Origin of the sequence: Pseudomonas fluorescens group sp. (assembly GCF_020093335.1) — a bacterium.
GTDB classification, from domain to species: Bacteria; Pseudomonadota; Gammaproteobacteria; order Pseudomonadales; family Pseudomonadaceae; genus Aquipseudomonas; species Aquipseudomonas petroselini.
On the sequence record NZ_JAIOKW010000027.1, the window covers coordinates 36404 to 49032 of the forward strand.

General features: G+C 60.4%; 12 protein-coding genes. 7 read left to right on the top strand and 5 right to left on the bottom strand.

Features of this window, described 5'->3' with window-relative positions:
• Positions 1-35: 35 nt before the first annotated feature.
• Positions 36-662 carry a c-type cytochrome gene (locus K7431_RS22540; protein ID WP_012721527.1) on the bottom strand — a complete coding sequence of 209 codons (627 nt, stop codon included), beginning with the start codon at positions 660-662 and terminating at the stop codon, positions 36-38.
• Positions 663-696: 34 nt separating this feature from the next.
• A complete protein-coding gene (locus tag K7431_RS22545) occupies positions 697-999 on the bottom strand; it encodes a c-type cytochrome (protein ID WP_012721526.1) in 303 nt (100 codons plus the stop codon).
• Positions 1000-1191: 192 nt separating this feature from the next.
• Between K7431_RS22545 and yihA the strand changes: the two genes are divergently transcribed.
• On the top strand, positions 1192-1833 hold the full coding sequence (yihA, locus tag K7431_RS22550) for a ribosome biogenesis GTP-binding protein YihA/YsxC (protein ID WP_012721525.1): 642 nt from the start codon (positions 1192-1194) through the stop codon (positions 1831-1833).
• Between the two features lie 270 nt (positions 1834-2103).
• Here yihA and polA read toward each other — a convergent pair whose 3' ends face one another.
• Entirely contained in the window at positions 2104-4881 is a 2778-nt protein-coding gene (gene polA / locus K7431_RS22555; RefSeq protein ID WP_043204607.1) for a DNA polymerase I, read from the bottom strand.
• Between the two features lie 74 nt (positions 4882-4955).
• Between polA and K7431_RS22560 the strand changes: the two genes are divergently transcribed.
• Positions 4956-5246 (top strand): DUF2782 domain-containing protein, encoded by a 291-nt coding sequence (locus tag K7431_RS22560; protein WP_012721523.1) that lies wholly within the window; start codon positions 4956-4958, stop codon positions 5244-5246.
• A gap of 56 nt (positions 5247-5302) precedes the next feature.
• Positions 5303-6256 carry a homoserine kinase gene (locus tag K7431_RS22565; protein ID WP_012721522.1) on the top strand — a complete coding sequence of 318 codons (954 nt, stop codon included), beginning with the start codon at positions 5303-5305 and terminating at the stop codon, positions 6254-6256.
• A 124-nt stretch (positions 6257-6380) separates the two neighbouring features.
• On the opposite strand, the gene K7431_RS22570 is transcribed toward K7431_RS22565, so the two are convergent.
• On the bottom strand, positions 6381-7310 hold the full coding sequence (locus K7431_RS22570; RefSeq protein WP_012721521.1) for a zinc ABC transporter substrate-binding protein ZnuA: 930 nt from the start codon (positions 7308-7310) through the stop codon (positions 6381-6383).
• 58 nt (positions 7311-7368) lie between these two features.
• Here K7431_RS22570 and K7431_RS22575 point away from each other — a divergent pair, with 58 nt between their 5' ends.
• Genes K7431_RS22575 through K7431_RS22590 form a run of 4 tightly spaced genes read left to right on the top strand, consistent with a single transcriptional unit; the run spans position 7369 to position 10174 of the window.
• The gene (locus K7431_RS22575; RefSeq protein WP_012721520.1) at positions 7369-7851 is read left to right on the top strand and encodes a Fur family transcriptional regulator; all 483 of its coding nucleotides are present in this window, start codon (positions 7369-7371) and stop codon (positions 7849-7851) included.
• On the top strand, positions 7851-8636 hold the full coding sequence (gene znuC, locus K7431_RS22580; RefSeq protein WP_012721519.1) for a zinc ABC transporter ATP-binding protein ZnuC: 786 nt from the start codon (positions 7851-7853) through the stop codon (positions 8634-8636). The genes K7431_RS22575 and znuC overlap by 1 nt, the downstream gene beginning before the upstream one ends.
• Complete coding sequence (gene znuB / locus K7431_RS22585; protein WP_012721518.1) at positions 8629-9417, top strand: zinc ABC transporter permease subunit ZnuB; 789 nt, start codon at positions 8629-8631, stop codon at positions 9415-9417. The genes znuC and znuB overlap by 8 nt, the downstream gene beginning before the upstream one ends.
• A gap of 37 nt (positions 9418-9454) precedes the next feature.
• Entirely contained in the window at positions 9455-10174 is a 720-nt protein-coding gene (locus K7431_RS22590; RefSeq protein ID WP_012721517.1) for a PA5502 family lipoprotein, read from the top strand.
• 65 nt (positions 10175-10239) lie between these two features.
• Here the strand turns inward: K7431_RS22590 and katE are convergent, their stop codons facing one another.
• Positions 10240-12402, bottom strand: a complete 2163-nt coding sequence (gene katE, locus K7431_RS22595; RefSeq protein ID WP_255611140.1) for a catalase HPII — start codon at positions 12400-12402, stop codon at positions 10240-10242.
• Between the last annotated feature and the right edge of the window lie 227 nt (positions 12403-12629).

Genomic DNA, 12629 nt, shown 5'->3' on the forward strand with positions numbered 1-12629 from the left:
CGCTGGATTAATCGAGTGTTAACGTTGCAGGCATGTTAGTGCAGGCCCTGGATATAGCTGGAGACCGCTGCAATGTCTTCATCGCTCAGCTTGCGCGCAATGGTACGCATGATCGCTGCGTCGCCATCGTTAGCTCGCCCTGCCTCTTCCTTACGGAAATCGGTCAACTGTTTGGCGATGTAGGTCGCGTGCTGGCCACTCAGGTGCGGGAAGCCGGCGGCGGCTATGCCCGCGCCATTGGGCGAATGGCAGCCGGTGCAGGCTGGCAGGCCTTTTTCCAGGTCGCCGCCGCGGAACAGTTTCTCACCACGGGCCACCAGTTTCGGATCAGCAGCTCCCACACTGCCTTTCTGGCTGGCAAAATACGCTGCGAGGTCCGCGAGGTCCTGATCGCTGAGGGTGGTCAGCAAGCCGGTCATTTCCAACACCGTTCGCTTGCCGTCCTTGATGTCGTGCAGTTGCTTGGTCAGGTAACGTTCACCCTGGCCGGCCAGTTTGGGGAAGTTCGGCGCCGGGCTGTTACCATCCGGTCCATGGCAAGCACCACATACAGCGGCCTTCGCTTGACCGGCAGTGGCATCACCTTTAAGGGGGCCCTCTGCAGCGACGGCAGCGCCTGTGATGCCCAAGGTCAACAGCAGACTCACGATCAGTTTGTTCATCAGCTAATCCAACTACGGCTAAGGGGTTTAAGAGTTATCTACCGGGTTTACTCACCATCAACTCAATGACGGCCTGGTAATCCTCAGTACTGCAGTCCATGCACAAACCACGCGGCGGCATTGCCTTGAAACCCTGGGTCACGTGTTGCACCAATGTGTCCATGCCCTGCGCCAGTCTTGGCGCCCAAGCAGCCTGATCACCCCGCTTCGGGGCATTCGGCAACTGGCCGGCATGGCAAGCCACGCAAACTCGGTTGTACACCGCTTCCGGATCCTGTGTAGCCTGAGCGCCATAAAGCGGAAGCAGGACACCGATAGCGAGCAACCACTTGGTCATACGTCGACCATTTCAGGGTTTGAGAGCGTTTTGCGTTCTAATGCGCAATAAAGGTCTTTCGCTCCCGTGAACTTCATCCTTCGCTGGGACAAAGCACACACAAAATCTGCGGCATTATATACTGGCGCTACTGAAACGGAAACGACACCGCTTGCCGCACCCTTTCTCGGCATCGCCCACATCGGAAATCTCATGCAACTCAAGAATCCCATCCTTGGCCTGTGCCAACAGTCCACGTTTATGCTCAGCGCCGCTAAAGTTGACCAATGCCCCGATGACGAGGGCTTTGAAGTCGCCTTTGCCGGGCGCTCCAACGCCGGTAAGTCCAGCGCGCTGAACACCCTGACTCACGCCAGCCTGGCACGCACCTCGAAAACCCCAGGCCGTACGCAACTACTCAATTTCTTCAAGCTAGACGATGATCGGCGTCTGGTCGACCTGCCGGGCTACGGTTATGCAAAAGTACCTATCCCGCTGAAGCTGCACTGGCAGCGTCACCTGGAGGCCTACCTGGGTGGCCGGGAGAGTTTGAAGGGTTTGATTCTGATGATGGACATCCGCCATCCGATGACCGATTTCGACCTGCTGATGCTCGACTGGGCAGTTGCCAGCGGCATGCCGATGCATATCCTGCTGACCAAAGCCGACAAGCTGACCTACGGCGCCGCCAAAAACACGTTGCTTAAAGTGCAGTCTGAAATCCGTAAAGGCTGGGGTGATGCGATCACCATCCAACTGTTCTCGGCGCCCAAGCGCATGGGCCTGGAAGACGCCTACACCGCACTGGCCGGCTGGATGGAATTGGCGGACAAGGGCGCGGAAATCGCGGAGTAACTTTTGCGCAGGCAAAAAAAACCCCGGACTTCGTATGGGGAGGGGAAGTTCGGGGTTCAAGTTCCGGACCGCTAGGGCGGGGTCCAGATATCTGCCAACACTTAACACAACATAGGAGCATTGAAGGGCTTCACCACCCATTCAGTAACTCTGAGTGGCAATTCACGGGTTAAGTTCCGGCAGGTTCGAAAAACTATTTGAAATAACTGACGGCGATTTCCGGACTAAAGCACTCTGCCACCACCCCACAGTGGCAGCAAAGCCCCGAGATCAGTGCGCCTGGTCCCAGTTATCGCCGACGCCCACTTCCACCAGCAGCGGCACATCCAGCTGAGCAGCGGCACTCATGTACTCGCGAATCTTCTCGCTGACTTCCGCGACCAGATCCTCACGCACTTCCAGCACCAATTCATCGTGCACCTGCAGGATCACCTTGGCATCCAGGCCTGAATCCGTCAGCCAGTTATCCACCAGCACCATGGCTTTCTTGATGATGTCTGCCGCTGTGCCCTGCATGGGCGCGTTGATGGCAGTGCGTTCAGCCGCCGCGCGCTCCTGGGGCTTGTTGGAATGGATATCCGGCAAGTAGAGGCGGCGACCGAAGAAGGTCTCTACGTAGCCCTGATCGGACGCCTGGGCGCGGGTGCGTTCCATGTACTCACGAACCCCGGGATAACGGGCGAAATACACATCGATGTACGCCTTGGCCGTCTTGGTATCGACGCCAATATCCTTGCCCAGCTTCTGTGCGCCCATGCCATAGATCAAACCAAAGTTGATCGCCTTGGCGCTGCGGCGTTGATCAGACGTGACGTCACCCAGCTCAACCTTGAACACCTCGGCCGCCGTGGCCGTGTGCACGTCGAGGTTGTGACGGAAGGCGTTCATCAAACCTTCGTCCTTCGACAGGTGAGCCATGATCCGCAGCTCAATTTGCGAATAGTCCGCCGCCAGCATTTTGTAGCCTTTGGGCGCGATGAAGGCCTGGCGAATCCGCCGCCCTTCAGCGGTACGCACCGGGATATTCTGCAGGTTCGGATCGCTGGACGATAAACGCCCGGTCGCCGCCACCGCCTGGTGATAGGACGTGTGGATACGCCCGGTGCGCGGGTTGATCTGTTCCGGCAGACGGTCGGTGTAGGTGCTTTTCAGCTTGCTCATGCTGCGGTACTGCATCAGCACCTTGGGCAGCGGGTAGTCATCTTCGGCCAGCTTTGCCAGCACTTCTTCGGCGGTTGAAGCCTGGCCTTTGCCGGTTTTCTTCAGTACCGGCAGGCCGAGTTTTTCGTACAGAATCGCCCCGAGTTGCTTGGGCGAACCCAGGTTGAATTCTTCACCGGCGATCTCGAACGCCTGGCGCTCCAGCTCGACCATCTTGTTGCCCAGTTCGATGCTCTGGATACCCAGCAGGTCCTTGTCGACCAGCGCACCCTGGCGCTCAATACGCGCCAACACCGGCACCAACGGAATCTCGATATCCGTGAGCACACTCGCCAGGCTCGGAATGGCTGAAAGTTGCGCAAACAGCGCCTGGTGCAGACGCAAGGTCACATCGGCGTCTTCCGCCGCATAAGGGCCAGCCTGCTCCAGCGCGATCTGATCGAAAGTCAGCTGCTTGGCACCCTTGCCGGCAATGTCCTGGAAGGCGACGGTGTCGTAGTCCAGGTACTTCTTGGCCAGGCTGTCCATGTCATGCCGCGTTGCGGTGGCGTTCAACACATAGGATTCGAGCATGGTGTCGAAGGCGATGCCCCGCACGGTAATGCCGTGCGCCGGGTCGCCGCCGATGGCGCAATTGGCCAGGATGTTCATGTCGAACTTGGCGTGCTGGCCGACCTTGAGCTTGGTCGGGTCTTCCAGCAGCGGTTTGAGGGCCAGCAGCACGGTATCGCGATCCAACTGCTCCGGCGCGCCGATGTAGGCGTGGGTGAGCGGGATATAGGCCGCTTCGTGGGGCTGCACCGCGAAGGAAACACCCACCAACTGCGCCTGCTGGGCATCGATCCCGGTGGTTTCGGTGTCGAAGGCGAACAGCTTCGCGTCGTTGAGCTTCTTCAACCAGATGTCGAAGGTGGCCTGATCAAGGATCGTGGTGTAGGTCGCCTCCGCCGGCGCCGCTACCTCAGCGACGTCCTCAACAACCGGCGCAGCCTTGAGCTCCACCCGCTTGGCGTCGCGCTGGATCTCATCAAACCAGCTCTTGAACTCCAGCAGCGTGTACAGCTCCAGCAGTTTTTCACGGTCCGGCTCAATCAGGTGCAGGTCATCCAGGCCCACATCCAGCGGCACATCAATCTTGATCGTCGCCAACTGGTAGGAAAGGAACGCCATCTCCTTATGCTCTTCCAGCTTGGCCGGCAGCGTCTTCGCGCCCCGAATAGGCAGGGTCGGCACGATATCCAGCTGTTCATACAGCTCTTTAAGGCCACCATTCACACCGACCAGCAAGCCGGAAGCAGTCTTCGGACCAATGCCCGGGACGCCTGGGATGTTGTCGGACGAATCGCCCATCAAGGCCAGATAGTCGATGATCTGCTCGGGAGCGACACCGAATTTCTCCTTCACGCCCTCGATGTCCATCGCGCTACCGGTCATGGTATTGACCAAGGTAATGTGCCCGTCGACCAGCTGTGCCATGTCCTTGTCCCCGGTGGAGATCACCACCGGACGGTCAGCGGCCGCACTGCTGCGGGCCAGGGTGCCGATCACGTCATCGGCCTCAACGCCTTCGACGCACAACAACGGGAAGCCCAGGGCGATCACGCTCTGGTGCAGCGGCTCGATCTGCAGGCGCATGTCATCGGGCATGCTCGGGCGGTTGGCCTTGTATTCGGCGTACATGTCATCGCGAAAGGTCCCACCCTTGGCGTCGAACACCACCGCGAACGGGCTGTCCGGGTACTGCTTGCGCAGGCTTTTGAGCATGTTCAACACCCCCTTGACCGCGCCGGTGGGCAGGCCTTTGGAGGTGGTCAGCGGTGGCAGCGCATGGAACGCGCGGTACAGATAGGAAGAACCGTCCACCAGGACGAGGGGTGCTTGGCTCATGAGCAGAATCAACCTTTTCGGCGGGTCAGGCGCTAGAATAGCCGGACCAATGACGACAAAGGGACAAGGTTATCATGCGTACATTCAATCGCCTGCTGTTGACCGGCTTGATTGCACTCGCTCCGATGGCTGCCATGGCGGCAGACGATGCCCCTGGGGGTGATCCGGAAGTTACGATCCGCACGGAAGGCGACAAGACCATCCAGGAATACCGTCAGAACGGTTTCCTGTACGCAATCAAGGTCACCCCGAAGGGTGCACCTCCGTATTTCCTGGTACGCGCGGACGGAACCGACGCGAACTTCATCCGCTCTGACCAGCCGGATATGCTGATCCCGTCATGGAAGATCTTCGAATGGAAATGATTTCTTAACTTCAATTGGCGCCGCACACCGCGGCGCCCGTACTGGCAGTTTTAACCATGTCTGTGTTCACCCCCCTGGCTCGGCCCGAGCTGGAAACCTTTCTCGCCCCTTACGGGCTCGGCCGCCTGATCGACTTCCAGGGGATTGCCGCCGGTAGCGAAAACACCAATTTCTTTATCAGCCTGGAGCAGGGTGAATTCGTCCTGACCCTGGTTGAACGCGGCCCGGTCGCGGAAATGCCGTTCTTCATCGAACTGCTCGACGTGCTCCACGACGCCGACCTGCCCGTGCCCTACGCCCTGCGCACCACCGACGGTGTGGCCCTGCGCGAGCTGAAAGGCAAACCGGCCCTGCTGCAACCGCGCCTGGCCGGCAAGCACATCAAGGACGCCAACGCCCAGCACTGCGCCCAGGTCGGCGACCTGCTTGGCCACCTGCACTTGGCGACACAAGGCGAGAAGGTACTGGAACGTAAGACCGATCGCGGCCTGGACTGGATGCTCAACGAAGGCGCGCAGTTGATTTCGCACTTGAACGACGCACAGCAGCGCCTGCTGCAAGACGCGCTGAATGAGATCAAAGCGCACAAGGCCCAGATCCTCGCCCTGCCGCGCGCCAATGTGCACGCCGACCTGTTCCGCGATAACGCGATGTTCGAAGGCACGCACCTGACCGGCCTGATCGACTTCTACAACGCCTGCTCGGGCCCGATGCTCTACGACGTGGCAATCGCCCTGAATGACTGGTGCTCGGACGCGGATGGCGTGATTGACGGGCAACGCGCCCGTGCGCTGCTCGGCGCCTATGCCGGCCTGCGACCGTTCACTGCCAAGGAAGCCGAACTGTGGCCGACGATGTTGCGGGTGGCGTGTGTGCGGTTCTGGCTGTCACGCCTGATCGCCGCCGAGTCGTTTGCAGGGCAGGATGTGTTGATCCATGACCCGGCAGAGTTCGAGCACCGCTTGGCACAACGCCAGCAGGTCACGATCCAACTACCGTTCGCCCTCTAAAGCCCCAACTCGGTCAATGTGGGAGCTGGCTTGCCTGCGATAGCGTCAGGTCAGCCAGCAATTTCGTCGCAGGCCCACCGCAATCACAGGCAAGCCAGCTCCGACATTAGACGTGCGCCGTCTGTTACAACGACTCCAGGCACCCGGCCAAGTCATTCCCCAACTTCTCCAACACCTGCTCATAACCCTGAGCCGTAGCCGGGGTATACCCACCCAGCGCATCCAACTCCGCCAGCTTCACCGGCAAACCCGCCACCAGGGTTTCAGCCAAACGCGGACGCAACGGTGGCTCGCTGAACACGCACGTCTTGCCCACTTCCTGCAAACGCGTACGCATCGCCGCCACGTGCTGGGCACCAGGCTGTACCTCTGCGGCAACGCTGAACACACCGGCATGCTTGAGCCCATAAGCGTCTTCGAAGTAATCGAAGGCTTCGTGGAACACGAAGTAAGGTTTGCCATCAATCGGCGCCAGGCGGGCTTTCAAGCGCGCGTCCAGGGCATCCAGGCGTTCATCGAAGGCCTTCACGTTGCTCTGGTAACGCGTGGCATTGGCCGGGTCGGCTGTCGCCAGGTCAGTCGCCATACGCGCGGCAATCACCCGAGCGTTTACAGTCGATAGCCACAAGTGCGCATCCAGGCTGCCTGGTCGGTGATCGTGGTCGTGCTCGTCGGCATCGTCGGCGTGGGAGTGGCTATCTTCGGCGAATCGACGCAGCTTCATGCCCGGAAGGTCCTGCACCGCCACCGTTGCAGCCGTACGACCTTTCAGCACGCGTGGTAGGAAACTCTCCATATCCGGACCGATCCAGTACAGCAGGTCCACCGACTGCACGCGCCGTACGTCGGATGGTCGCAACGCGTAGTTATGAGGCGATGCACCCGGCGGCAACAACACCTCGGGCACCGCTACGCCGTCCTGCACAGCAGCGGCAATCAACTGCAATGGCTTGATGCTGGTCAGCACCTTGACCTCGGCCTGAGCGGCGCCAGTAATGAACAAACTGGTGACAAATACGACAAAAACGGGAAAAAGTCGGGACACGATGACCACTCAATGGCGTAGGAACGGGTAACATAATAACGTCTCTATCAAATATCTGTCGCCGCTCATGCCTAAAACACCGCTTGCCAGCCGTCCCCACGACCACTCTCACTGCGTGCATACCGCGCTGTCGGAGGCCGACACCCTGTGCACACAGAAGGGGTTGCGCCTGACCGCCTTGCGGCGCCGCGTGCTGGAACTGGTGTGGCAGAGCCACAAGCCGCTGGGCGCCTACGACATTCTCGGCGTGCTCAGCGAGCAGGATGGCCGCCGCGCCGCACCGCCGACCGTGTACCGCGCGCTGGACTTCCTGCTGGAAAACGGCCTGGTGCATCGCATCGCATCGCTCAACGCCTTCGTCGGCTGCAGCCACCCGGAGCACGCGCACCAGGGCCAGTTCCTGATCTGCCGCGAGTGCCACGCCGCCATCGAGCTTGAACAAAAAAGCATCAGCGACGCCATCATCAAAAGCTCCGCCGATGTCGGCTTCCGGGTCGAAGGGCAAACGGTCGAAGTGGTCGGCCTGTGCTCGGGCTGCCAGGGGGCTTGATGAGCAACGCGTTAATCCGCCTGGAGCAGGTTGGGGTCACGTTCGCCGGGCAAACCGTGCTGGATAACATCGCACTCAGCGTTGAGCCTGGGCAGATCGTCACCCTGATCGGCCCCAACGGCGCCGGCAAGACCACCCTGGTACGCGCCGTGCTCGGACTGCTCAAGCCCGACACCGGCAGCGTGTGGCGCAAACCCAAGCTGCGCGTCGGTTATATGCCGCAGAAACTGCACGTCGACCCCACACTGCCACTCTCCGTGTTGCGCTTCCTGCGCCTGGTGCCAGGCGTGGATCGCGCCCGTGCCCAGGCTGCGCTCAAGGAAGTCGGCGCTGAACAGGTGATCGACAGCCCGGTGCAAAGCATCTCCGGCGGCGAAATGCAGCGCGTGCTACTGGCCCGCGCCCTGTTGCGCGAGCCGGAACTGTTGGTGCTGGATGAGCCTGTGCAAGGCGTCGACGTCGCCGGCCAGGCCGAGCTATACAGCCTGATCACCCGGCTGCGCGACCGTCATGGCTGCGGCGTGCTGATGGTGTCCCACGATCTGCACTTGGTGATGAGCACCACCGACCAAGTGGTGTGCCTCAACCGCCACGTGTGCTGCTCCGGTCATCCGGAACAGGTCAGCGGCGACCCGGCCTTCGTCGAGCTGTTCGGCAAGAATGCCCAAAGCCTGGCGATCTACCACCACCATCACGACCACGCCCACGATCTGCATGGCGCCGTGGTCGACGATCCCGTTGCCCCTCACACCCACGTTCATGGAGATAGCTGCAAGCATGGCTGATTTTCTGCTCTACGCCCTGCTGGCAGGCTTGGCTTTGGCGCTGGTGGCGGGCCCACTGGGCTCGTTCGTGGTCTGGCGGCGCATGGCTTACTTCGGCGACACGTTGTCCCACGCTGCGCTGCTGGGTGTGGCCATGGGCTTCTTGCTGGATGTCAGCCCCACCATCGCCGTGACCGTGGGCTGCCTGCTCCTGGCGGTGCTGCTGGTGACGCTGCAGCAGCGCCAGCCGCTGGCTTCCGACACCTTGCTCGGCATCCTGGCGCCGAGCACCCTGTCGTTGGGCCTGGTGGTGCTGAGCTTCATGCACGAAGTGCGCATCGACTTGATGGCCTACCTGTTCGGCGATTTGCTGGCGATCAGCCCCACCGACCTTGCGTGGATCCTCGGCGGCAGCGCGGCCGTCCTGGTATTGCTGGTCGCCCTGTGGCGCCCATTGCTGGCGATTACCGTGCACGAAGAGCTGGCCACGGTCGAGGGCTTGCCGGTGCCGAGCCTGCGCATGGCCCTGATGTTGCTGATCGCCGTGGTGATTGCTGTCGCGATGAAGATAGTGGGCGTATTGTTGATCACGTCGCTGTTGATCATTCCTGCAGCTGCTGCCCAGCGCCATGCCCGTTCGCCGGAGCAAATGGCGATCGGCGCCAGCCTGTTGGGGATGCTCGCAGTGTGCGGGGGCTTGGCACTGTCCTGGTTCAAGGATACGCCCGCCGGGCCATCGATTGTGGTCACGGCCGCCGCCCTGTTTTTGCTGAGTTTTGTCCTGCCCCGTCGAGGGGTGTAGACTTGCTCGCTTTTTGCGCAAATAGAGAGTCGCAGGAATGAAGCCGTTCACCTCCCGTTATCTGCTCCTTGCCGCATTTTCCCTGCTGCTGGGCGCTTGTCAAAGCACACCGCCCGCTGCCCCCGAGGCCCCGGACGCACGCGCTGTGGCCATTGCACAGCTGGAGCAAAACCTGGCCAGCAGCGAGTTGGCCACCGCCGAAGACCAGTTAGCCGCGCTACAGGCCCAGTCGCCCAACGACCCGGCGCTGGAAACCTACCAGCGTCAATTGGCCGAAGCCTATCTGCAGCGCAGTCAGATCGTGCTGCAAAAAGGTGACGTAAACGCCGCCGCCACCGCCCTCAGCCGTGCCCGCGCCCTGATGCCCAAGGCACCCGCACTCACCGGCGGCGTAAACAGCGCCATCACCCACGCCCGCAAAGCCGAGCTGGACAAAGCCGAGGCTGCCCTGAAAGCCGCCGAAGCCAAGCCCGCCGCCAAGGTCATCGACCCGGCGGCACCGAGCACGACCGTGGCGCTGAACCTCACCCATATCGAAGAACTGCGCCACCAGCTGGATGCAATTGCCACCGATGTGGTGAATTACCAGTGCGATGTGAGCATCCAAGCGCCGCGCACAGAGGATTACCCGTGGCTGGCCACCTTGCTGACCAAACGGGTGAAGCGTATCGATTCGGGGTATGACCTGAAGATTCACCGGCAGATTCTGAAGAATATTCCGGCGCAGGTTGTGCTGATTCCGCGCAAAGCGGAGTAAGAGCATCGGGGGCGGAGCGACGATTCGACTTGCCCCCGATGACGATCTAACAAACAACCAAAGACTTAAGCCGGAATCGCCTTGGCCTTAGGCTCCCGATCCCAGACCCGATGCTGGCCGATCGCGGCAAAAAACGCCTTGAACGCCTTGGCATCCGACCCGACGATCAGCCCTGCATCCGCCTCAAGCTTCAACAGATCGAGCAATGGCTTCGCATCACTGGCGACGGTAATCGCCTTCAGGTGCTTGTACGCCTCCAGCACGAAATGCAGCGCCACACCGTCACCGCTCAACGCCTTGATCGACTCTTTCCCACCCGGCACGAACACCGCATCAAACGCAATGGACGGCATGCCTTCCATCGACGCATCCACCGGCAGGCTCTTGCCATCGGCCGTCTTCACCGGTGCCGAGGTCGGCCCCAGCAGTTTGGCGTGAGCACCTTCCGCTTCCAGCGCCTTCTTCAACGCGGCAATCGCCACGCCGTCCACACCATTGGCCGCCAGTATCGCCACTTTTCGCGTCTTGATATCGCCCGGCAGCAGGTTCGCCTGGCTCAATGCTGGCGAGCGCTCCGGCTGGGTTTTGCGCTCCGGTACAGTGCCTTTGGTCGGTGCTGGCAGCCCCAGGTTCTGGGCCACGCGCTTGGCCAGTTCGAGGTCGATATTGGCCAGGATCTCGTTGACCTGGCGCGCGCGAATGAACTCACGCTCCACCTTGCCCAACTCAAAGCTATAAGCCGCGATGATGTGCTCTTGCTCGTGCTTGCTCATGCTGCGGAAGAACAGGCGCGCCTGGGAGAAGTGATCGCCGAACGACTCGCTGCGCTCACGGATCTTGTGCGCATCGATACGCTCAGGGTAAGACTCAAAACCGCCATCCTGCGCCGCCGGCGGGGTTTCTTTCGGCCAGCCACCATCGATGGAGTTTGGCTCGTAAGCCGCACGCCCTTTGTCGATGGTGCTGCGGTGCATGGCGTCACGCTGGTTGTTATGCAGCGGTGTCACAGGCTGGTTAATCGGCAGCTGGTGAAAGTTCGGGCCACCCAGTCGGCTGATCTGCGTATCGGTGTAGGAAAACAGTCGACCTTGCAGCAGTGGGTCATTGGAGAAGTCGATACCCGGCACGATATGCCCTGGGCAGAATGCCACCTGTTCGACTTCAGCAAAGAAGTTATCCGGGTTGCGGTTGAGCACCATCTTGCCCAATGGGGTGATGGGCACCAGCTCTTCGGGAATCAGCTTGGTCGGGTCGAGAATGTCGAAGTCGAAGGCATGCTCCTTGTCCTCAGGAATAACCTGCACGCCCAATTCCCACTCAGGGTAGTCGCCCATCTCAATGGCTTCCCACAGATCGCGGCGATGGTAGTCAGTGTCTTTACCGGCCAGCTTCTGCGCCTCGTCCCACACCAGCGAGCAAGTACCCGCCGTAGGGCGCCAGTGGAATTTGACGAAGTTGGATTGACCCTCGGCATTCACCAGGCGGAAGGTGTGCACGCCAAAGCCCTGCATGCTGCGCAGGCTTTTTGGAATGGCGCGGTCAGACATTGCCCAGATCACCATGTGGGCAGATTCGGGCTGCAACGAAACGAAGTCCCAGAACGTATCGTGTGCCGATCCGCCGGTAGGAATTTCGTTGTGCGGTTCAGGCTTAACGGCGTGCACGAAGTCAGGAAACTTGATCGCGTCCTGAATGAAAAACACCGGCATGTTGTTGCCCACCAGGTCGAAGTTGCCTTCTTCGGTGAAAAACTTCACGGCAAAGCCCCGTACGTCGCGCACCGTATCACCCGAGCCACGCGGGCCCTGCACGGTGGAAAAGCGTGTGAATACCGGGGTTTTATGCCCAGGGTCACGCAGGAACCCGGCCTTGGTCAGCGCCGAATGGTTCTCATACGTCTGGAAATAGCCATGGGCACCCGTACCACGGGCATGCACGATGCGCTCCGGGATGCGCTCATGGTCAAAGTGCGTGATTTTTTCACGCATGATGAAGTCTTCCAGCAGCGATGGGCCACGGGAGCCGACTTTCAACGTGTTCTGGTTGTCGGAAATCTTGACGCCTTGGTTGGTACGCAGGGCCTGGCCGGTCGCATCGGAACGGAATTCCTCCAGGGCCTGCAGCTTGGCGTTGGTGTTGCCACGGTCCAGGGTATCGGTGCCCGCGAGTTCACTCTTCGGCGGGGTGGCTGGCTTCTTGGTACTCATCAGACAAAACTCCTTATTCAAAGTGGCCAGAGCGGTCCCCGGCTCGTTTGAGCAAAACCCCAGGCACGGCACCTGGGAAATCGAGTTGCTTAAGTAGTGACTGATGGGGTTTTGGGCCGTTCCTTTTTTATGACCTTTGATCGCGTTATTGCCAAATCAAAGGTTGAATGCGAAATAAATGCTAAGAAACGCTATACGGACAGGCTAAAATGCGCGCCCGGCTAACCGCTGATCCCTTTTCCATGCGC